Annotated in this window: 23 protein-coding genes and 1 pseudogene; 15 read left to right on the top strand and 9 right to left on the bottom strand. The window is 71.2% G+C overall.

What is annotated here, in order from left to right:
* Nucleotides 1-34: 34 nt before the first annotated feature.
* Together ACYQ77_RS44230 and ACYQ77_RS44225 are read left to right on the top strand one after the other, a co-directional pair.
* Nucleotides 35-316, top strand: coding sequence for a metal-sensitive transcriptional regulator (locus ACYQ77_RS44230; protein WP_396105390.1), 282 nt, complete (start codon nt 35-37; stop codon nt 314-316).
* Nucleotides 317-516: 200 nt separating this feature from the next.
* Nucleotides 517-723, top strand: a complete 207-nt coding sequence (locus tag ACYQ77_RS44225; RefSeq protein WP_459723485.1) for a hypothetical protein — start codon at nt 517-519, stop codon at nt 721-723.
* A 64-nt stretch (nt 724-787) separates the two neighbouring features.
* On the opposite strand, the gene ACYQ77_RS44220 is transcribed toward ACYQ77_RS44225, so the two are convergent.
* Nucleotides 788-1411, bottom strand: a complete 624-nt coding sequence (locus ACYQ77_RS44220) for an alpha-ketoglutarate-dependent dioxygenase AlkB (RefSeq protein ID WP_459723483.1) — start codon at nt 1409-1411, stop codon at nt 788-790.
* Nucleotides 1412-1519: 108 nt separating this feature from the next.
* Between ACYQ77_RS44220 and ACYQ77_RS44215 the strand changes: the two genes are divergently transcribed.
* Entirely contained in the window at nt 1520-2068 is a 549-nt protein-coding gene (locus ACYQ77_RS44215; protein ID WP_459723481.1) for a type 1 glutamine amidotransferase domain-containing protein, read from the top strand.
* Nucleotides 2068-3036 (top strand): TIGR03557 family F420-dependent LLM class oxidoreductase, encoded by a 969-nt coding sequence (locus ACYQ77_RS44210; protein ID WP_459723480.1) that lies wholly within the window; start codon nt 2068-2070, stop codon nt 3034-3036. Before ACYQ77_RS44215 ends, ACYQ77_RS44210 begins: the two co-directional genes overlap by 1 nt.
* On the opposite strand, the gene ACYQ77_RS44205 is transcribed toward ACYQ77_RS44210, so the two are convergent.
* Nucleotides 3033-4166 (bottom strand): L-talarate/galactarate dehydratase, encoded by a 1134-nt coding sequence (locus tag ACYQ77_RS44205; protein WP_459723479.1) that lies wholly within the window; start codon nt 4164-4166, stop codon nt 3033-3035. The genes ACYQ77_RS44210 and ACYQ77_RS44205 overlap by 4 nt on opposite strands.
* Before the next feature lie 65 nt (nt 4167-4231).
* Between ACYQ77_RS44205 and ACYQ77_RS44200 the strand changes: the two genes are divergently transcribed.
* Entirely contained in the window at nt 4232-4555 is a 324-nt protein-coding gene (locus tag ACYQ77_RS44200) for a DMT family transporter (RefSeq protein ID WP_459723477.1), read from the top strand.
* Nucleotides 4552-5097 carry a TetR/AcrR family transcriptional regulator gene (locus ACYQ77_RS44195; RefSeq protein WP_459723475.1) on the top strand — a complete coding sequence of 182 codons (546 nt, stop codon included), beginning with the start codon at nt 4552-4554 and terminating at the stop codon, nt 5095-5097. Before ACYQ77_RS44200 ends, ACYQ77_RS44195 begins: the two co-directional genes overlap by 4 nt.
* On the opposite strand, the gene ACYQ77_RS44190 is transcribed toward ACYQ77_RS44195, so the two are convergent.
* The 3 genes from ACYQ77_RS44190 to ACYQ77_RS44180 all read right to left on the bottom strand — a co-directional run bounded on the left by ACYQ77_RS44190 (nt 5094) and on the right by ACYQ77_RS44180 (nt 7661).
* Nucleotides 5094-5213 carry an MFS transporter small subunit gene (locus tag ACYQ77_RS44190; protein WP_459723474.1) on the bottom strand — a complete coding sequence of 40 codons (120 nt, stop codon included), beginning with the start codon at nt 5211-5213 and terminating at the stop codon, nt 5094-5096. The two genes, ACYQ77_RS44195 and ACYQ77_RS44190, sit on opposite strands and share 4 nt — an antisense overlap.
* Nucleotides 5214-5240: 27 nt before the next feature.
* A complete protein-coding gene (locus ACYQ77_RS44185) occupies nt 5241-6638 on the bottom strand; it encodes an OFA family MFS transporter (protein WP_459723472.1) in 1398 nt (465 codons plus the stop codon).
* 99 nt (nt 6639-6737) lie between these two features.
* Nucleotides 6738-7661: a LysR family transcriptional regulator gene (locus ACYQ77_RS44180; RefSeq protein ID WP_459723470.1), complete on the bottom strand. Its 924-nt coding sequence runs from the start codon at nt 7659-7661 to the stop codon at nt 6738-6740.
* Between the two features lie 110 nt (nt 7662-7771).
* Between ACYQ77_RS44180 and ACYQ77_RS44175 the strand changes: the two genes are divergently transcribed.
* From ACYQ77_RS44175 to ACYQ77_RS44160, 4 genes and pseudogenes are all read left to right on the top strand, one after another.
* On the top strand, nt 7772-8047 hold the full coding sequence (locus tag ACYQ77_RS44175; RefSeq protein ID WP_459723469.1) for an SAV_915 family protein: 276 nt from the start codon (nt 7772-7774) through the stop codon (nt 8045-8047).
* Nucleotides 8048-8050: 3 nt separating this feature from the next.
* Complete coding sequence (locus ACYQ77_RS44170) at nt 8051-8323, top strand: hypothetical protein (RefSeq protein ID WP_459723467.1); 273 nt, start codon at nt 8051-8053, stop codon at nt 8321-8323.
* A 9-nt stretch (nt 8324-8332) separates the two neighbouring features.
* A complete protein-coding gene (locus tag ACYQ77_RS44165) occupies nt 8333-9439 on the top strand; it encodes a hypothetical protein (protein ID WP_459723466.1) in 1107 nt (368 codons plus the stop codon).
* A gap of 117 nt (nt 9440-9556) precedes the next feature.
* Nucleotides 9557-9712 (top strand): annotated as a pseudogene (locus tag ACYQ77_RS44160) (isoaspartyl peptidase/L-asparaginase); the annotation flags it as partial.
* 219 nt (nt 9713-9931) lie between these two features.
* Here ACYQ77_RS44160 and ACYQ77_RS44155 read toward each other — a convergent pair.
* From ACYQ77_RS44155 to ACYQ77_RS44140, 4 genes are read right to left on the bottom strand one after another with little or no spacing between them, the layout of a single operon-like run.
* Nucleotides 9932-11149: a M50 family metallopeptidase gene (locus ACYQ77_RS44155; RefSeq protein WP_459723499.1), complete on the bottom strand. Its 1218-nt coding sequence runs from the start codon at nt 11147-11149 to the stop codon at nt 9932-9934.
* 58 nt (nt 11150-11207) lie between these two features.
* On the bottom strand, nt 11208-11666 hold the full coding sequence (locus tag ACYQ77_RS44150; protein WP_459723464.1) for a GNAT family N-acetyltransferase: 459 nt from the start codon (nt 11664-11666) through the stop codon (nt 11208-11210).
* Nucleotides 11663-13486 carry a DNA helicase RecQ gene (recQ, locus tag ACYQ77_RS44145; protein ID WP_459723462.1) on the bottom strand — a complete coding sequence of 608 codons (1824 nt, stop codon included), beginning with the start codon at nt 13484-13486 and terminating at the stop codon, nt 11663-11665. Before recQ ends, ACYQ77_RS44150 begins: the two co-directional genes overlap by 4 nt.
* A 50-nt stretch (nt 13487-13536) precedes the next feature.
* The gene (locus ACYQ77_RS44140) at nt 13537-14652 is read right to left on the bottom strand and encodes a winged helix DNA-binding domain-containing protein (RefSeq protein ID WP_459723460.1); all 1116 of its coding nucleotides are present in this window, start codon (nt 14650-14652) and stop codon (nt 13537-13539) included.
* Nucleotides 14653-14704: 52 nt separating this feature from the next.
* On the opposite strand from ACYQ77_RS44140, the gene ACYQ77_RS44135 reads away from it, so the two are divergent.
* The 5 genes from ACYQ77_RS44135 (at nt 14705) to ACYQ77_RS44115 (ending at nt 18857) form a co-directional block, all read left to right on the top strand.
* Entirely contained in the window at nt 14705-15649 is a 945-nt protein-coding gene (locus tag ACYQ77_RS44135; protein WP_459723458.1) for a helix-turn-helix transcriptional regulator, read from the top strand.
* A gap of 90 nt (nt 15650-15739) precedes the next feature.
* On the top strand, nt 15740-16177 hold the full coding sequence (locus ACYQ77_RS44130; protein WP_459723456.1) for a YciI family protein: 438 nt from the start codon (nt 15740-15742) through the stop codon (nt 16175-16177).
* Between the two features lie 4 nt (nt 16178-16181).
* Nucleotides 16182-16568 (top strand): YciI family protein, encoded by a 387-nt coding sequence (locus ACYQ77_RS44125; protein WP_459723454.1) that lies wholly within the window; start codon nt 16182-16184, stop codon nt 16566-16568.
* 16 nt (nt 16569-16584) lie between these two features.
* Entirely contained in the window at nt 16585-17838 is a 1254-nt protein-coding gene (locus ACYQ77_RS44120) for an RNA polymerase sigma factor (RefSeq protein WP_459723453.1), read from the top strand.
* On the top strand, nt 17835-18857 hold the full coding sequence (locus tag ACYQ77_RS44115; protein WP_459723451.1) for a LacI family DNA-binding transcriptional regulator: 1023 nt from the start codon (nt 17835-17837) through the stop codon (nt 18855-18857). Before ACYQ77_RS44120 ends, ACYQ77_RS44115 begins: the two co-directional genes overlap by 4 nt.
* Nucleotides 18858-18905: the final 48 nt, after the last annotated feature.

Genomic DNA, 18905 nt, shown 5'->3' with positions numbered 1-18905 from the left:
GTCGGACCGGGTCACAGCGGAAAGGGTACGGCGGATGCGGGGCTACACCAGCGACAAGGACGGCTACCTCAAGCGCCTCCGCCGCATCGAGGGCCAGATCCGCGGCCTGCAGCGCATGGTCGAGAACGACGAGTACTGCATCGACGTGCTGACCCAGATCTCGGCCGCCACGAAGGCCCTGCAGGCGGTCTCGCTGGGCCTGATGGACGAGCACCTCAAGCACTGCGTGGCCCAGGCACTGGCCGACGGCGGCAAGGACGCGGACGAGAAGGTCCGCGAAGCGAGTGAGGCCATCGCCCGCCTGGTCCGCTCGTAGCGGCCGCGTCGAATCCGCTGCGCCGACGACCCGTCAGGACCAACCGGCGGCGAGGATGATCGCGGTGCCGACGGCGTGGAACTCCACATCGGACGGCGGATCGCCGGTCATGCCCCCCGAGCGCGTAGCAGGCCCGGTAGCGGGTGCACGCGCACATCGCGTCATCGGCGCGGTTCTACCACCAGAAAGTGCACGCGGACATGACGGCCGAACCGGCCACCGTGCCGCTCGGGCTCGTCACGTTCGCCGACACGTCCGTCCGCCGGTTCGTCGACCGTGACCACAAGAACGTGGTGTGGTGGCACGGATACACCGTCGACGGGCACCACGTGCCGCGCCAGGCGACGGACGTGCTCGTCGCCGACCTGCGCGGGTTCTGCGGAGACCTGCGCGCCGGAACCCCGTGACGGGGCGCGTGGTTCCGGGACGCCAGCGCCACACGTCAGCGGTGGGACGTGGCCCACCCGCGCGTCAGCGGACGCCACGTGGCCGGAACTGGATGCTGATCCTCGGCCCGACCGGTTTGGCCGTTTTCGGCACCGCGTGTTCCCACGTGCGCTGGCACGAGCCGCCCATGACGATCAGGTCGCCGAGCCCGAGCGCGTAGCGGAGGGTCTTGCCGCCTCCGCGCGGCCGGAGTAACAGCGCCCTGGGCGCGCCGACGGAGACGATCGCGACCATCGTGTCCTCGGTGCTCCCGCGGCCGATCCGGTCGCCGTGCCACGCGACGGAATCCCGGCCGTCGCGGTAGTAGCACAGGCCGGCGGTGCGGAACGGCTCGCCGAGTTCGGCCGCGTAGTGCCTGCTCAGCTCGGCCCGGGCCCTGGTCAGCACCGGATCGGGCAGCGTGGCGTCCTCGTCGTAGAAGCAGAGCAGCCGCGGCACGTCGACGCGCCGGTCGTACATGCGCCTGCGCTCCGCCCGCCACGGCACGCCGGCGGCCAGCCGCTCGAACAACGTCCCCGCGCCCGTCAACCACCCCGGCCGCACGTCCACCCACGCACCGTCGGACAGTTCGGTGCGGCGGATCGGGGACAGGGAGCGGAGCCCGACCTCGTCGAGGTCGTCGAGCAGAGAGCCTTGGAGCGCGGACATGCCGACCACAGTACACCGCTTTCGAACACGTGAGCGAGATGATTAACCCGAAGGTGGCGGGGTAGCCGCGTGGTCGGGGACGAACACCGGACGAAAGGGTGAGTGAGCATGCCTGCGATAGAAGGCAAGAGGGTTGCCTTCCTGGCCACTGACGGCGTCGAACAGGTCGAACTGGACCGGCCCTGGCAGGCGATCACCGAGGCGGGCGGGCAGCCTGAGCTGGTGTCGCTCGCGGCGGGTGACATCCAGGCCTTCAACCACCTCGACAAGGGCGACAAGAAGCACGTGGACAAGGTCGTCGACGACGCGAGCCCGGACGCCTACGACGCGCTCGTGCTGCCCGGCGGTGTCGCCAACGGCGACTTCGTCCGCGGCGACGAGCGGGCCGTGCGGTTCGTCCGCCAGTTCGTCGACGCGGGCAAGCCGATCGCGGTGATCTGCCACGGTGGGTGGGTCCTGGCCGAGGCCGACGCGGTGCGCGGGAAGACCATGACCTCGTGGCCGTCGCTGAAGACCGACCTGCGCAACGCGGGCGCCACGTGGGTCGACCAGGAGGTCGTGACCGACAACGGCCTGGTCTCCAGCCGCAAGCCCGACGACCTCGACGCGTTCTGCGCCAAGGCCGTCGAGGAGATCGCCGAGGGTGTGCACGTCTGATGGCCCGCTTCGGCTACACGCTCATGACCGAGCAGGCCGGGCCCCGTGCGCTGGTGCGCCACGCGCACGGGGCCGAGCGGGCCGGCTTCGACTTCGAGGTGATGAGCGACCACTACTTCCCGTGGCTGGACGAACAGGGCCACGCCCCGAACGCGTGGGCGACGCTCGGGGCTGTCACCCAGTCGACGGAACGGGTCGAGCTCATGACCTACGTGACGTGCCCGATCATGCGTTACCACCCGGCCGTGGTCGCCCAGCAGGCGGCGACCGTGCAGCTGTTGTCGGACGGGCGGTTCACGCTCGGGCTCGGCGCGGGGGAGAACCTGAACGAGCACGTCGTCGGCCGTGGCTGGCCGCCCGTGAACATCCGGCACGAGATGCTCACCGAGGCCGTGGAGATCATCTCCGCGCTGTTCGACGGCGGGTACGTCAACTTCACGGGTGACCACTTCCGGGTGGACTCCGCGAAGCTGTGGGACCTGCCGGAGGTGCGCGTGCCGATCGCGGTCGCGGTGTCCGGCGACCAGTCCGTGCACCGGTTCGCGCCGCTCGCCGACGCGATGATCGCCGTCGAGCCGGCCGCCGAGCTGTGCGAGGAGTGGGACCGCACGGCCTCGGAGGGCACGCGCAAGATCGCTCAGCTGCCGGTCTGCTGGGACGAGGACCGGGACGCCGCCATCACCCGCGCGCACGAGCAGTTCCGCTGGTTCGCGGGTGGCTGGAAGGTCAATGCCGAGCTGCCGGGGCCCGCGGGCTTCGCCGCGGCCACCCAGTTCGTGACCAAGGACGACGTCGCGGAGAACATCCCGTGCGGCGCCGACCCGGACGCGGTCGCGTCGGCCGTGAAGCCCTTCCTCGACGCCGGGTTCACCGACGTCGCGCTGGTCCAGATCGGCGGCGAGCACCAGGAACCGTTCCTCGCCGCGGCGAAGGAACGGATCCTGCCCGCGCTGCGTGCCCTCGGTTAGACCGACTCGGCGAACTCGATCCGGTCGGTGGTCCACACGCGGGAGCGCTCGCTCAGCGTGAGGCCGATGCCGGGCTGGCCGGGGACGAGCACCGCGCCGTTCTCGACGGTCAGGTTCTCGTTGAACAGCGGCGCCACCCAGTCGACGTGCTCGACCCACGCGGGGCCGGGGTAGGCGGCGGCGAGGTGGACGTGCAGCTCCGTCGTGAAGTGCGGGGCGAGCGTCAGGTGGTGCTGGTCGGCGAGCGCCGCGACGCGCAGGAACGGCGTGATGCCGCCGACCGCGGCCGCGTCGGGCTGGAGCACGCCCGCGGCCCCGGCCGACATCAGCTGCCAGTGCTCGTCGACGCCGGTGAGCGCGGCGCCCGCCGCGACCGGGGTGGCGAGCGCGGCGGCGAGCGCCGCGTGGCCCCGGGTGTCCCGCGGGTCGAGCGGGTCGGCGAGCCACGCCAGGCCCACCTCGTCGAGGAGGCGACCTGCCCGGGCGGCCTGGCCGCGGGTCCAGTGGTGGTCCGCGCTCGCCATGAGCGGCACCTCGTCACCCACCGCGTCGCGGACCGCGCGGACCTTCTCGACGTCCGAGGCCGCGCCGGGGGCGCCGACGGCGATCCGCAGGCCGCCCGCGCCCTGCGCGAGCAAGCGCCGCGCGTTCTCGACGACCTGGTCGACCGGCACCGAAAGAGATCCGCCGGTCGTGGCATAACACGGCACGGCGTCGCGGTGCGTGCCCAGCAGCTTGGCCAGCGACAGGTTGGCGCGCTTGGCCTTCAGGTCCCACAGGCCGACGTCGACGGCGCCGATCGCCTGCGCGGCGAGCCCGGTGCGGCCCGCCGACGACCCGGCGGCGACGAGCTTCTCCCGCACGCGGCCGATGTCGTTCGGGTCCTCGCCCAGCAGCAGCGGCACGATCTCCTTGGCGTGCGCGTACAGGCCGGGCCCGCCCGCCCGGGTGGCGTAGCTGAAGCCGAGGCCGGCGTGACCGTCGGTGGTCCCCAGCTCGGCGAAGAGGAACGCCACCTCGGTCACCGGCTGGCGGCGGCCCGACGGCACGTGCTCGTCGCTGATGGGGGAGGACAGCGGCAGATACACCAGTGATAGGCGGACTCGATCTATTCGGTCTCCTGTGCGCACCCGGCTAAGCCTATCGTGGTGTACATTCGTACTAGTACAGATGTACACCACTGGGAGTAGCACCGATGCCGTACGTGTTCCTGCTCGCCGCGATCAGCTTCGAGGTCGTCGCGACGAGCCTGCTCAAGTCCACCGAGGGGTTCACGAGGCTGTGGCCCACCGTGCTGTGCCTGACCGGCTACGCGGCCTCGTTCGCGTCGCTGGCGTGGGCGGTCAAGCAGGAGCTGCCGGTCGGCGTCGCCTACGCCATGTGGTCCGGCCTGGGCACCGCCGCGATCGTGGCGATCGGCGCGGTGTTCCTGAACGAGCCGGTCACGGTGCAGAAGATCGCGGGCGTGCTGCTCGTCGTCGGCGGTGTCGTGGTGCTCAACCTGGGTGGTGCGCAGTGACCGCGCGGCGCGACCCGGAGGCGCGGCGCCGCACGATCGTGACCGCAGCGGTGCGGGCGATCGCGGAGGTCGGCGTCGGCAACGTGACCCACCGCAGGATCGCCCAGCTCGCCGGGGTGCCGCTCGGGTCGACCACCTACTACTTCCCGACCCTCGACGACCTCGTCGCCGCCGCCCTGCGGGAGGCGATCGAGTACGCGCGGGCCGACCTCGAGGCGTGGGCCGAGGAACTGACCGTGAGCGGGGACGTGACCGGCACGTTCGTCGACCTGACCGCCCGCTGCCTGGACGACCGGGAGCAGGTGCTGCTCGCGTACGAGCTCTACCTCGCGGCGGCCCGTTCGCCGGAGCTGCTGCCGGTGGCCCGGCTGTGGATCGACGGGCTGCGCGGCATCTGCGCCCGGTTCGCGGGCAAGGACCGCGGGTTCGCACTCGCCGCCCTGATCGACGGCCACCTCATGCAGGCGCTCGTGACCGGGGAACCGCTCGACGCCGTGGCGTTGCGCGCCGGCGTCGAGCGGCTCGTCGGCTCGGTGCGCTAGCCGCCGAACAGGGGCAGGATCGACTTGATGGTCTGGTACAGGGCGTAGACGATCGGGATCCCCACCACCAGCCAGGAGATCACCAGGCGCGGGGTCTGGTTCTGTGCCTCGGGCATCGCGTCATCCCTTCGGTTCCGGGGGAGTCACTTGTCCGCCTCCGCGAACGCGTCGGTGTGCTCGGCCTCGTGGAACCTCGCCGCCACCGGGCGGACCAGCAGGTTGGCGACGAAGCCGACCGCGAGCACGCCGATCATGGTGAACAGTGCGGGCCGGTAGTCGCTGTAGACCAGCTCGCCCGGTTTGCCCTGCGCGTCGAGGAAGCCGTTGATGATGAGCGGCCCCGCGATGCCCGCGGCCGACCACGCGGTCAGCAGCCTGCCGTGGATGGCGCCGACCTGGTAGGTGCCGAACAGGTCGCGCAGGTACGCCGGGACGGTGGCGAAACCGCCGCCGTAGAAGGAGATGATGACGCCGGCCAGCAGGACGAACACGGCGGTGGCGCTGTGCCCGGCCACGGCGAGCAGGAAGTACAGGACCATGCCGACGCCGAGGTACATCACGTACGTCGGCTTGCGGCCGATGAAGTCCGATGTGGACGACCACGCGAACCGGCCGGCCATGTTGAAGATGGAGAGCAGGCCGACGAACGCGGTCGCCGCCGTCGTGGCCACCGAGGACGTGCCGCCCTCGCGGAAGAAGTCCTGGATCATCGGGCTGGCCTGCTCGAGGATGCCGATGCCCGCGGTCACGTTGCAGAACAGGACCGTCCACAGGAGCCAGAACTGCGGGGTCTTGATCGCGTTGGCCGCCGACACGTGCGAGGTGGTGACGAGCGGCTTCGCCTTGAGCTTCGACGGGTCGAAGCCCTCCGGCCGCCAGCCCGGCGCCGGCACGCGCACGTTGAAGACGCCGAACATCATCACGATGAAGTAGACGATGCCGAGCGTCAGGAACAGCAGCGCCACCGCGCTGCCGGAGGCCACCGACTTCGAGTCGGACGGGTGGTAACCGCTGTCGTACAACGACATCAGCTGCCGCGACAGCGGGGACGCGACGAGCGCGCCACCGCCGAAGCCCATGATCGCCATGCCGGTCGCGAGGCCGGGGCGGTCCGGGAACCACTTGATCAGTGTGGACACCGGCGAGATGTAGCCGATGCCCAGGCCGATGCCGCCGATGAAGCCGTAGCCGACGTACACCAGCCACAGCTGCGTGGTGGCGATGCCGAGCGAGCCGATGAGGAAGCCGGACGCCCAGAAGCAGGCGGACGTGAACATCGCGGCGCGCGGGCCGACCCGCTCCACCCACGTGCCCATGACCGCGGCGGAAACGCCGAGCATCACGATCGCGATGGAGAAGATGATGCCGACGGCCGTCAGGCTCGTGTCGAAGTGCTTGACGAGGGCGGTCTTGTAGACGCTGGTCGCGTAGGCCTGCCCGATGCAGAGGTGGATCGCCAGCGCAGCGGGCGGGATCAGCCATCTGCTGTAGCCGGGCTTCGCCACGGTGTGTTCGCGGTCGAGGAACGACAAGGCAGCCAAGACGCACCTCCGTGTGCCGTCTGGACGATCGTGGCGAAACCTACTGACGAAAGTGATTGAAGGTCAAAGTAATCTGATTGATGGGCCGATAATTCACATCTATCGAACGTACCTGGTGAGTAGTTGGTCCAATTTGTCCTGGAGGTCGACGCGGCTCGTGGCGTCGAGCAGCGCGCGGGCCAGCATCGGTTCCGGGTCGCGGTCGGCCAGCACGAGCCCGACCTGGTTGGTGACGTGAGGTCGGTCGAGCGGCACCACCTTCAGTCCTTCGGGGACCCCGAACAGGTGAAGCCACGCGTGCGCGATCACGCTCGACCACCGGCCGGTGGCGACGTGCCCGTAGATCGCCGAGACCGTGTCCGCCTCCACCGACGGGGTCACCGCCACCCCCGCCTCCGCGAAGTTGCGGTCGAGGATCCGCCGGTTCTGCATCACCGACGACAGCAGGCACAGCGGGGTCTCGACCAGCTCGCCCCACCCGACCGAGTCCCGCCCGGCGAACGGCCCGTCGGCGGGGGTCAGCAGCAGGTAGCGCTCGCGGTAGAGCGGCACCACGCGCACCGTGCCGAGCGGTTCACCGTCCACATAGGTCAGGCCGATGTCGAGGTCGAACTCCGCGAGCCGGTGCACGATCTCCCGCGACGACAGCGACTCGATCGACACCCGCACCTGCGGGTGGTCCTCGAACATCGGTGTGGTCAGCAGGGACGCGATGGTCTGCGCGGTCGGGATCGCGCCGATGCGCAGCACGCCGGACAGGCCGCCGCGCATGCTGGCGAGCTCGTGGCGCAGCGCGTCCTGCTCGGCGAGGATGCGGTGCGCCCAGAGCAGCACCTGCTTGCCCTCGGGCGTGAACCCCTCGAACCGCTGGCCGCGCTGCACGATCTGGACGTCCAGCTCGGCCTCCAGCTTGCGGATCGCCGCCGACAACGCGGGCTGGGACACGTGGCACGCCTCCGCCGCCCGCCCGAAGTGCCCTTCGCGTGCGAGCGCGCTCAGGTACTCCAGCTGGCGCAGCAACATGACCAAAGCGTAGCCGTGTCCGTTGTGGGTTGAACGACCGTCGTGACCGGATGCGGTGCCGTCCTAGCGTGGTCGCACGGACGGGAAATCGTGGACCAGGGGAGATCGCCATGGAGCCGGACCTGCTCATACCACCGGTCGTCTACGTCGCGTGCGACATCGCCGACGAGAAGTCGTTCGTCCCGGATCTGCTGCGCACCGCGGACGGGCGCGTCGCGATCCTGGCGTACTCGGCGCTCGACCGGCTGATCGAGTGCTGCGGAGAACACCAGCCGTGGGCGGTGATGCCGACGTCGGGGCTCGAGGCGGTACGTGCCGAGGTGGCGTTCGACGTCGTCGCGCTCGACGTGGCGATGCCGGAGGCGCGTCGCAGGACGGTGGTGTGAGCCATGCCGGACGGCTTCCGGATCGACCCGGAGACGGTGGCGCAGGCGGGTTCCGCGCTGACCAAGGCGGGCACCGAGCTCTCCACCGCGAAGGCGGGGCCCGAAGGGGTCGACGCGGGCAACCTGACCGATGTGTTCCAGCGCCTGGCCGGGAAGCTCGCCGTCGACGCCAACCAGGTGGCCATCGGGCTCGAAGCGGCGGGCGCGGAGCTCGCGAAGACGAGCAGGGACTACGTCACCCAGGACCAGCGCGAGAAGAACCGGTACCCGGACTAGGGGGAGACGATGCTCGACACGAAGATCAAGGGGAACCCGGGCAGCCTCCACGCGCTCGCGGACTGGCTCCGGGACACGCTCGCCGACGAGGTGCACACCGCCGTCACCCAGGCCTTCCGCGCCCGCACCAACACCGAGGCCGACTGGACGGGGCCCGCCGCGGAGGCGTTCCGGGGCCGGATGACCACCGGCGGCAAGAAGGCGGACGAGGTCGCCGACGACGCCAAGACCGGGTTCAAGTGGGCCGAGCGGGCGGCGGCGGACCTCGAGTCGCACAAGCGGCGGATGGACGCCGTCCGCGCCGACGCGCAGAAGGCCGGTCTCACCGTCGTCGCCGACGGCATCGTCGAGCCCGGCGCGGCGCCTGCCAAGCCGCAGGCGGGCGCCACGCAGCAACAGGTGCAGGACTACAACACCGCGGCCGCCGCGCACGGCAGGCAGGTCGCCGCCTACAATAAGGCCAAGGCCGACATCGACAAGATCAGGAACGACATGTCCGCCAAGGAGATGACCGTCCGCAACTTCCTCGACGACCTGATCGGCAAGGCCCCGTTCAACGCCGCCGCGCTCGCCAACGACAGCTACATCGGTTACGTCATGGGCAAGCGGGCGCAGAAGTACCTCGGCAGGCAGCAGAGCCTCATGAACATGGCCGAGAAGTACGCGCGGTCGCACCCGACCAACGGCAGCACATACCGCGGCCACGGCGGCGACCTGCAGCGCGACATCCGCGTCAAGCAGGGGCTCGCCCACCAGGTGCGGAACGCGGGGGGCAAGGCCATCCGGGCGGGCCGGGTCGTGCCGGTCGTCGGCGCGGCCATCAGCGCGGGCGTGCTGTGGTGGGACCTCGAACACGGCAAGCCGCCCACCAAGGCGATCACCTCGGCCGTGGTGAGCACCGCGGCCGGGATGGGCGGCGGCGCCATCATCGGCGGCGCGGTCGGCGGCACCTTCGGCAACGTCCCCGGCGCCATCGCAGGCGGCGTCGGCGGCATGGTCGTCGGCCTCGGCGCCGGCGCTCTCTACGACACGTGGTGGGACAAGAACGTCAAGGGCAGCGACTTCGAGAAGTCGTCGGACAAGTGGATCAAGGACACGTGGCACAAGATCTTCTGAGGGCGGCGCGGTCGCGGCCGTGCACAACACGAAGAACCCGACCTCGTTGGCGCGCATGGTGATGAGCGGTCCCGGCGTGCCCTACACGACCCAGGACTACTTCTTCACCCAGCGGCGGTGGGACGCGTTGATCGACGCCAAGGAGAACGCGACCGTGGACAGCGGTGGCACGGTCGGGGCCGTCGCCGTCGATCGCGGTCGTGGGTCACCGCCGCCACCTCCACCGGTGGGCTCACCGACAAACTCGTCGGCCGGGTCGGGGACTCGCCGGTCGTGAGTGCGGGCACGTACGCGAACAACCGGACCGTCGCCGTGTCCTGCACCGGCGCCGGTGCAGCGGGCCGCGGCCACCGTGATCAACGAGAAGATCCCCGCGCTGGGCGCCACCGGCGGCACGATCGCCCTGGACCCCAAGGGGGAACCTCGCCACGCCGCACAGCACGGCCGGGCTCATCAACGGTTACGTCACCCATCTGTACAACGACGAGACACCTACTGGGTGAGTCTGATCGGGTTCACGATGTCGGCGGTGACGGTCAGCAGGAGGACCGCGCCGCCGATAATCACCAGTACCATCGTGATGCCGGAGAGCCTGGTGTAGTCGACCGGTGCGGCGGCGGTCTTGCCGCGCCGGTCGCGCAGGCGGTTGCGGACGTGCTCGAACCACGTGACCGCGATGTGCCCGCCGTCCAGTGGCAGCAGTGGCAGCAGGTTGAACACGCCCATGAAGAAGTTCAGGCCCGCCAGCAGCAGCAGGAACACCTGCCACAGCCCGGCCTCGACCGCCTCGCCGCCGATGCGGCTCGCGCCGACCACGCTCACCGGGGTGTCCGGGTCGCGTTCGCCGCCGAAGATCGCTTCCACGACCGACGGGATGCGTTGCGGGAACTCGATCAGCTTCTGGAAGGTCTGGGCGAACATGTCACCGGCGAACGTGGCCGTGCCGCCGACCGCCGACCACGCGCCGTACTCGAACGACCGGGTCGCCATCACCCCGGCCACGCCGACCTGTGCCACGGCCGCCTCGCCGTCGGTGTTCGTGACCGGCCGGTCCACGCGGGGCACGTCGACGGTCAGCCGCACGGTCTCGTCACCGCGCTGCACCACGAACGGTGTCGGCCCGTCGGCGCGCTGGATCTCCTCGACCATCGCGGTCCACGTCGGTGTCGGCACCCCGCCGACGGACAGCACCTCGTCGCCGGGCCGCAGCCCCGCCGCCTGCGCGGGGCCGGTCTCGCCCGGGGCGCACGCCGGGTTCGCGAGCTGTTCGGTGGTCGTCGCGTCGTGCACGCAGGACGACACCTGCGACACCACCGGCTTCTCGGCGAGGTTCGGCAGCCCGAACGTCACCGCCATGACGTACAGCACGACGAAGCCGAGCAGGAAGTGCGTGAACGGGCCGGTCGCCATCACGACCGTCCGCTGCCACGTCTTCTGCCGCCACATGGCGCGCGGCTCGTCCTCGGGGTCGACCTCGTCGAGCGCGGTCATGCCCGCGATCTCGCAGAACCCGCCGACGGGGATGGCCTTGAGCCCGTACTCGGTCTCACCACGGCGGAACGACCAGATGCGGGGACCCATGCCGACGAAGTAGCGGCGCACCTTCATGCCGAACGCCTTCGCGGTCAGCAGGTGCCCGGCCTCGTGCAAGGCCAGCGAAACGCCCACGCACAACGCGAAGAGCACCACGCCGATGATGTACGCGAGCACATCAGCCCCTCTCACCTGTCGTTCCGGCGACTCTACGCAGGACAGGTAAAGCGGCCGTTCAGGCCGGGCGCCGCAGGCAGACCAGCCCTGGGCGGGGGTCCCACGGCTCGACCTCGGCGAACCCGAGCCGCGCGTACAGCGCCAGCGCGGCGGTGCGCCACCGCCACACCGACAGGCGGACCGGGCGGCCACCCGCCTCGGCGACGGCCGCGAGCACGAGCGCCCTGGCGATGCCACGGCCGCGGTGCGCCGGGCCGACCCACAGGCGCTTCAGCTCGACCTCGTCGTCGCGCCGGGTGAGCACGGCGCAGCCCGCGAGCGCGCCGGCGACCGGCGCCACCAGCACGACGTCGTCCGCGAACGCGGTCTGCGGGTCGTCGACCTCCGCGCGGTAGCGGTCCGGCAGCTCGGCCGCGGTGGCGACCGGTGCGCCCTTCTCCGCTTCCGTCGCGAGGTGGTACGCGGTGAGCAGAGCGGCCAGCTCCGGCTCACCCGCCCACCGGGTCACCGTGGTCATCCGGCGAGGGTGTCCAGCACCTGCTGGCCGAACTTCGCGAGCTTGTTCTCGCCGACGCCGCTGATGCGGCCCAGTTCCGCCAGCGTGGCCGGGCCTTCCGTGGCGATCTGCCGCAGCGTGGCGTCGTGGAAGATGACGTAGGCGGGGACGCCCTGTTCCTTCGCCGTCGCCGCGCGCCAGGCGCGGAGCTTCTCGAAGACCGGCTGGGTCTCCGGCGACAGTTCCTGTTGCGGTGCCTTGGCCTTGGTGGTCCTGGGGGCTGCCGCCCGCTTGGGTTCCTGGCGCAGCCGGACCTCGCGCCTGCGGGCCAGCACCTCGCCGCTCGCCTCCGTGAGCACCAGCGTGCCGTGGTCGCCCTCCACGGTCAGCAGTCCCTGGGCCAGCAGCTGGCGGATGACACCGCGCCACACCGGCTCGGCGAGGTCGGTGCCGACCCCGAACACGGACAGCGAGTCGTGGCCGAACTGCTGGACCTTCGCCGTCTGCTTGCCGAGCAGGATGTCCACGATGTGGCCGACGCCGAACTTCTGGCGGCGTTCGCGGTCCAGCCGGTACACCGCGGACAGCACCTTCTGCGCCGGGATCGTGCCGTCCCACGCCTCCGGCGGGCTCAGGCACGTGTCGCAGTTGCCGCACGGCTGAGCTTCCTGACCGAAGTAGTTGAGCAGCTGCACCCGGCGGCACTCGACCGTCTCACACAGCGCCAGCATCGCGTCGAGGTGGATGCCGAGGCGGCGGCGGTGCGCGTCGTCGCCCTCCGACGTCTGGATCATCTTGCGCTGCTGCACCACGTCCTGCAGCCCGTAGGCGAGCCACGCCGTCGACGGCAGGCCGTCGCGACCGGCACGCCCGGTCTCCTGGTAGTAGCCCTCCACCGACTTCGGCAGGTCGAGGTGCGCGACGAACCGCACGTCCGGCTTGTCGATGCCCATGCCGAACGCGATCGTCGCGACCACCACGAGGCCGTCCTCGCGCAGGAACCGCGCCTGGTTGCGGGCGCGGGTGCCCGCGTCGAGGCCGGCGTGGTACGGCAGCGCCTCGATCCCGTTGCTGCTCAGGAACTGCGCGGTGCGTTCCGTCGACGCCCGCGACAGGCAGTAGACGATGCCCGCGTCGCCCTTGTGCTCGGTGGTGAGCAGTTCCAGCAACTGCTGTTCCGGGCGGTTCTTCGCCACGATCCGGTACTGGATGTTGGGCCGGTCGAAGCTCGACACGAAGTGCCGGGCGTCCTCGAGGTTCAGCCGGTGCGCGATCTCCCTGCGGGTCGCGGCCGTCGCGGTCGCGGTCAGCGCGATCCTCGGCACGTCGGGCCACCGCTCGTGCAGCCGCGACAGTTCCAGGTAGTCCGGGCGGAAGTCGTGGCCCCACTGCGCGACACAGTGCGCCTCGTCGATGGCGAACAGGGCGATCTTCCCCCGGTCCAGCAGCCGCAGCGTGGACTCGACCTTCAGCCGTTCCGGCGCCAGGTACAGCAGGTCGAGGTCGCCCGACAGGAACGCCTCCTCGACCTCGTGGCGCTGGCCGAAGTCCTGCGTCGAGTTGAGGAAACCGGCGCGCACGCCGAGCGCCCTGAGCGCGTCGACCTGGTCCTGCATCAGGGCGATCAGCGGCGACACCACGATGCCGGTGCCGGAGCGCACCAGCGCGGGGATCTGGTAGCACAGCGACTTGCCGCCGCCGGTCGGCATCAGCACGAGCGCGTCCCCGCCCGCGACGACGTGCTCGATGATGTCCTGCTGGTTCCCCCGGAACGCGTCGTAGCCGAACACGCGGCGCAGCGTGTCCAGCGCGGGCTGGGTGGCGGTCTCCGGGAGGGTCACGCGGCGATTCTAGGGGCGACGGCCGACAACGCCGGGGAGTTGTCCACAGGCTAGGCGTGTCCACCCACCGTGACCTCGCCGATCGTGAGGTCCGGCGTGGCGCCGAGGATCGTGCCGACCCGCTCGGCCTGCTCGTCGAGTTCCGCGCGCCGGGCCCGCGTCATGCGGACGAACGGCTCCACGGTCAGCACCACGCGCCTGCCCGACCGCTTCTGGTGCCACAGGCCGCCGACCACCCCGTCGGCGAGCAGCACCTGGAAGTTGCCCTTGGCGCGGGTGGCCGCGACGCCGGGGTTGAGGCGGGCGCGGTCGTTGCCGACGGCGTAGGCGTAGGTGTCGAAGTAGGGGAGGAGCCGCAGGCCGCTCGGCGGCTCCTCGGGCACCGCGGTGTCGCCCGCCGAGACCCACGCCTCCTCGCCGTCGACCACCACCGGTGACAAGTCAGCTGACTGGAAAACCTGGCGGGCCCACGCGTCGGGGACGTTCAGCCAGTTCGCGAACCGCGCGGGGGTCGACGGGCCGAACGCGTGCAGGTAGCGGCCCAGCAGCCACGTGACCGGGTCGGCGGGTGGGCGGCCCCCGGGCGGCGGTGCGGTGTAGGTGACCGTCCTGCCGCGGTTGGGGCCGAAGCAGACGAGGCCGCGCATCCCGGCGAGCGGCAGCGCCTGCCGCCACCGCGGCCACTTCCCCTGGAACGCCTCCATCACCGGGTCACCCGCCCACGACCCGGTCGCGGCGACCACCGCGTCCGACAGCTCGTCGATCGTCAGCTCCGCGGCGCGGACCGCGTCCTCGACGGCGGCGAGCACCTGCTCGGTCTGTTCGCAGGTCATGTGTATGGGATCCGACGCCGCGGGTGACCGCACCGGTACCGCCGTCAGCGCCGCGGTCCACGCGGGCAGTTCGGCGGCGGGCAGCAGGTGCACGGTGCCGCGCGGACCGAACGTCTTCACCAGCTCACGGGTCTCCCACAGGGCGGACTGGACGGTCGCGCGGGTCGCGTCCGGCAGCCGCAGCGCGATCGACAGCTCCGCCGCCGACAGCACCTGCCCGTGCGTGCCCGCCACCGCCGACACGACGTCCGCCGGGCCACCGGCCAGGGGTGCCGAGAGGCCGTGCCGGCCGAGTCGTCGTGCGCACACCTGCGCCCAGGTCATCTCCGTCATGCCACCACGCTAACGACGAACTAGGTCAGGATTGGTCCCATATGCTCGCGGCATGAGCGCCGCCCGTCTCCTCGCGTTGCTGTCCCTGCTCCAGACCCCGAGGGAGTGGCCGGGCAGCGAGCTGGCCCGCAGGCTGGAGGTCAGCCCGAGGACGGTCCGGCGCGACGTGGAGCGGCTCCGCGACCTCGGTTACCCGGTCGAGGCGACGATGGGCGCCGAGGGCGGCTACCGCCTCGTGGCGGGCTCCGCGATCCCGCCGCTCCTGCTCGACGACGACGAGGCCGTCGCCATGGCGGTCGGGCTGCGCGCCGCCGCGGGCCAGGCCGTCCAGGGCATCGAGGAGGCGGCGGTCCGCGCGCTCACCAAGCTCGAACGGGTCCTGCCGTCGCGGCTGCGGTACCGCGTCGGCGCGCTCTCCTCGGCGACCGTCCCGCTCGTCACCGGTGTGCAGGACACCGTGGATCCAGGTCAGCTGACCGGCCTTGCGGGCGCGATCACCAACACCGAGCGCCTGCGGTTCGTGTACCGGGACGGCGCGGACGCGGAGACCAGGCGGCACGTCGAGCCGTACCGCCTCGTCGCGGCGGGCAGGCGGTGGTACCTCGCGGCGTTCGACCTCGACCGCGACGACTGGCGGCTGTTCCGGGTCGACCGTATTGCCAACGCCCAGGCGACCGGTGCCCGGTACCGGCCGCGGGAACTGCCGGAAGGCGACCCGGCGGCGTTCACCACCAGTAGGCTCTACTCCCTCGCGCCCACCTACGAGGCCGTGGTCGTCGTCGACCTGCCCGCCGACCGGGTGCCGCCGCACCTCGGTGCGGTCGAACCGGTCGACGACCACCGCAGCCGCGTCCGCGCGGGTGCGGACACCCTCGAATGGCTCGCGTTCCGGTTCGCCACCGCGGGCTGCGAGTTCACCGTCGAGGAACCACCGGAACTGATCGACTACCTGGGGAGGATGGCGGGCCGGGTGGCGCGGGCGACGGGAGCCGGATGAGATGTCGAATCCCGGCGCCGTCGTTCGACGCGTAGTCGGCGGCCGGCCCCGGCACGAGCTCGACCAGCGAGGAACGGAAGGACTGCAGGGATGCGTTTCATGCTCATCCGCAAAGCCGACGAGGAAACCGAGGCAGGCGTGCTGCCGAGCCCCGAGCTCGTCGAAGCCATGGGCCGCTACAACGAAGAACTGGTCAGGGCGGGCGTCATGGTAACTGGCGCCGGGCTGATGGCCTCGGCCAAGGGGGCCCGGGTGCACTTCTCGGGCACCGGCAGGACCACGGTCGTCGACGGTCCCTTCACCGAGGCGAAGGAGCTCATCGCGGGGTTCACGATGATCGAGGTCGACTCGCTCGCGGACGCCATCGAATGGGTGAAGAAGTGGCCGGTCGAGGACGGCCACGGCAACGCCGAGATCGAGATCCGCCAGATCGCCGAGGTCGACGACTTCGGCGACGCGATGACGGACGAGAACCGCGAGCACACCGTGCGCCTCCGCGAACTGACCGACAGCACTGCGAAGGAGTGACGAGATGCGTTTCATGGTGTTGGTCAAGACCGACGGGGCGTCGGAGGAGGACGCCAGCCCGTCGGCGGAGGCGCTGGCGGAGATGGGCCGCTACAACGACGAGCTGATCAAGGCGGGCGTGCTGCTCGCCGGTGAGGGCCTGCTCCCGTCGGCGAACGGCGCGCGGGTGAAGTTCACCGGCGGCGAGCCGACCGTCATCGACGGCCCGTTCACCGAGGCCAAGGAGCTGGTCGCCGGGTTCTGGCTGCTCGACGTCAAATCCAAGGAGGAGGCGGTCGAGTGGGTGAAGCGGGTCCCGTGCACCGAGGGGGCCGAGTCGCACATCGAGATCCGCCAGGTCTTCGAACCCGGCGACTTCACCGCGTCCGCGACGGCGGAGGCGCGGGAGTAGCTGCTTTGATAGGCGCATGCCGACGCTGGAGACCCACCGCGCGATAGACGCCGTATGGCGCATCGAGTCGGCCCGGCTCATCGCCGGGCTGACCAGGATGGTGCACGACGTCGGTCTCGCCGAGGAGCTCGCGCAGGACGCGCTGGTCGCCGCGCTGGAACAGTGGCCGGAGTCGGGCGTCCCGGAGAACCCGGGCGCCTGGCTCATGGCCATCGCCAAGCGCCGTGCCATCGACATGTTCCGCCGCCGCGAGACGCTCGACCGCAAGGTCACCGAGATCGGCCGCGACCTGGAGACGCGCGAGCTGCCGACCGCGGAGCCCGACTTCGACGCGATCCACTCCAACATCTCCGACGACCTGCTGCGCCTGGTCTTCATCTCCTGCCACCCGGTCCTGTCCACCGAGGCCAGGGTGGCGCTCACGCTGCGCCTGCTCGGCGGGCTGACCACCGAGGAGATCGCCCGCGCGTTCCTCACCCCAGAGCCCACGATCGCGCAGCGGATCGTGCGGGCCAAGAAGACCCTCGCCCAGAAGAAGATCCCGTTCGAGGTGCCTGCGGCGAGCGAGCTGAAGGAGCGGCTGGAGTCCGTGCTCGAGGTCGTCTACCTCGTCTTCAACGAGGGCTACGCGGCCACCGGCGGCGACGACTGGATGCGCCCCGCGCTGTGCGAGGACGCGATGCGGCTCGGCCGGATCCTCGCCGAGCTGGTGCCGGACGAGCCGGAGGCGCACGGGCTGATCGCGCTGATGGAGATCCAGGCGTCCCGGTCCCGGGCCAGGACCGCGCCGGACGGTACACCTGTATTGCTCTACGACCAGGACCGCGGGAAGTGGGACCAGCTGCTGATCCGGCGGGGTCTCGCGGCGCTGGCGCGGGCGGCCCGTCTCGAGCAGCCGATGGGCCCCTACGTCCTCCAGGCGGAGATCGCCGCCTGCCACGCACGGGCGCGCACACCCGAGGACACCGACTGGGTGCGGATCGCGGCGCTGTACGCCCGGCTCGTGCAGCTCGTGCCGTCGCCGGTCATCGAGCTGAACCGGGGGGTCGCGGTGTCGATGGCGTTCGGCCCGCGGGCCGGGCTCGAGATCGTCGACGAACTCCTCGACGAGCCGTCGCTGAAGAAGTACCACCTGCTGCCGAGCGTGCGCGGTGACCTGCTCGCCAAGCTCGGCCGGACCGAGGAGGCGCGCGCGGAGTTCGAACGGGCCGCCGACCTGACCCGCAACGAGCGGGAGCGGGCCCTGCTGCTGAAGCGGGCGGCGGAATGACCGACAGCACCCCCGGGATGAAGGACGTCGCCGCGGTCGCCGGCGTGTCCATCGGCACCGTGTCCAACGTGCTGAACCGCCCGCACCTGGTCAGCGAGGCGACCCGGCTGCGGGTGCAGGCCGCGATCGTCGAGCTGGGCTTCGTCCGCAACGAGACCGCCCGCCAGCTGCGTGCCGGGCAGAGCAGGACCATCGCGTACGTGGTCATGGACGCGGCGAACCCGTTCTTCAACGACGTCGCGCGCGGCGTGGAGGAGGCGGCCCGCGCCGAGGGCATGGTCGTCTACCTGTGCAACTCCAACCAGGACGGCAGCCGCGAGCGCGAGTACCTCGAGCGGCTGCGCGAGCAGCGGGTGCAGGGCGTGCTGATCACCCCGATCGACCCGGGCGGCGAGCGGCTCGCGGAGATGCCCGGCCGCGGCATGCCGGTCGTGCTGGTCGACTGCCAGTCGGTCGACGAGCAGCAGTGCTCGGTCGCGGTCGACGACGTGCTCGGCGGCGAGCTGGCCATGACGCACCTGCTGGAGACCGGGCACGAGCGGATCGCGTTCGTCGGCGGGCCGACGAGCGTGCAGCAGGTCCGCGACCGCCACCACGGCGCGCAGCAGGCCGCGCTCGCCGCGGACCGGCCGATCGAGCTGGTGCGGATGGAGACCGAGGCGCTGACGGTGGCCGAGGGCAGGCGCGCGGGGGAGCGGCTCGTCGGCCTGCCCGCCTCGCGGCGCCCGACCGCCGCGTTCTGCGCCAACGACCTGCTCGCGCTCGGGTTGCTGCAGGCCATGGTGCGCCAGGGCCTGTCGGTGCCGGACGACCTCGCGGTGGTCGGCTACGACGACATCGAGTTCGCCGAGGCCGCCGCCGTGCCGCTCACGTCGGTGCGCCAGCCGAGGGAGCTGCTCGGCCGCACGGCCGCGCGGTTGCTGCTGGAGGAGGCGTCCGGCGAGGCGTCCCACAAGCACCAGCAGGTCCGGTTCCGGCCGGAGCTGGTCGTGCGGGCGTCGACCCGGATCCAGCGCTGAGTCCTTGACACCCTTTCGCCGCTCCACCATGCTGAAGCCCGAATTGAA

Source organism: Actinophytocola sp. KF-1 (assembly GCF_054661535.1).
The sequence above is the reverse complement of the archived record's forward strand: the minus strand, read 5'-3'. Positions and strand labels throughout refer to the sequence as shown.

What these genes read in the sequence shown, in the direction of transcription:
- ACYQ77_RS44230 (WP_396105390.1), top strand. Translation starts at nt 35, where the DNA reads ATGCGGGGCTACACCAGCGACAAGGACGGCTACCTCAAGCGCCTCCGC.
- ACYQ77_RS44225 (WP_459723485.1), top strand. Translation starts at nt 517, where the DNA reads ATGACGGCCGAACCGGCCACCGTGCCGCTCGGGCTCGTCACGTTCGCC.
- ACYQ77_RS44220 (WP_459723483.1), bottom strand. Translation starts at nt 1,411, where the DNA reads ATGTCCGCGCTCCAAGGCTCTCTGCTCGACGACCTCGACGAGGTCGGG.
- ACYQ77_RS44215 (WP_459723481.1), top strand. Translation starts at nt 1,520, where the DNA reads ATGCCTGCGATAGAAGGCAAGAGGGTTGCCTTCCTGGCCACTGACGGC.
- ACYQ77_RS44210 (WP_459723480.1), top strand. Translation starts at nt 2,068, where the DNA reads ATGGCCCGCTTCGGCTACACGCTCATGACCGAGCAGGCCGGGCCCCGT.
- ACYQ77_RS44200 (WP_459723477.1), top strand. Translation starts at nt 4,232, where the DNA reads ATGCCGTACGTGTTCCTGCTCGCCGCGATCAGCTTCGAGGTCGTCGCG.
- ACYQ77_RS44190 (WP_459723474.1), bottom strand. Translation starts at nt 5,213, where the DNA reads ATGCCCGAGGCACAGAACCAGACCCCGCGCCTGGTGATCTCCTGGCTG.
- ACYQ77_RS44180 (WP_459723470.1), bottom strand. Translation starts at nt 7,661, where the DNA reads ATGTTGCTGCGCCAGCTGGAGTACCTGAGCGCGCTCGCACGCGAAGGG.
- ACYQ77_RS44175 (WP_459723469.1), top strand. Translation starts at nt 7,772, where the DNA reads ATGGAGCCGGACCTGCTCATACCACCGGTCGTCTACGTCGCGTGCGAC.
- ACYQ77_RS44170 (WP_459723467.1), top strand. Translation starts at nt 8,051, where the DNA reads ATGCCGGACGGCTTCCGGATCGACCCGGAGACGGTGGCGCAGGCGGGT.
- ACYQ77_RS44165 (WP_459723466.1), top strand. Translation starts at nt 8,333, where the DNA reads ATGCTCGACACGAAGATCAAGGGGAACCCGGGCAGCCTCCACGCGCTC.
- ACYQ77_RS44150 (WP_459723464.1), bottom strand. Translation starts at nt 11,666, where the DNA reads ATGACCACGGTGACCCGGTGGGCGGGTGAGCCGGAGCTGGCCGCTCTG.
- ACYQ77_RS44140 (WP_459723460.1), bottom strand. Translation starts at nt 14,652, where the DNA reads ATGACGGAGATGACCTGGGCGCAGGTGTGCGCACGACGACTCGGCCGG.
- ACYQ77_RS44135 (WP_459723458.1), top strand. Translation starts at nt 14,705, where the DNA reads ATGAGCGCCGCCCGTCTCCTCGCGTTGCTGTCCCTGCTCCAGACCCCG.
- ACYQ77_RS44130 (WP_459723456.1), top strand. Translation starts at nt 15,740, where the DNA reads ATGCGTTTCATGCTCATCCGCAAAGCCGACGAGGAAACCGAGGCAGGC.
- ACYQ77_RS44125 (WP_459723454.1), top strand. Translation starts at nt 16,182, where the DNA reads ATGCGTTTCATGGTGTTGGTCAAGACCGACGGGGCGTCGGAGGAGGAC.
- ACYQ77_RS44120 (WP_459723453.1), top strand. Translation starts at nt 16,585, where the DNA reads ATGCCGACGCTGGAGACCCACCGCGCGATAGACGCCGTATGGCGCATC.
- ACYQ77_RS44115 (WP_459723451.1), top strand. Translation starts at nt 17,835, where the DNA reads ATGACCGACAGCACCCCCGGGATGAAGGACGTCGCCGCGGTCGCCGGC.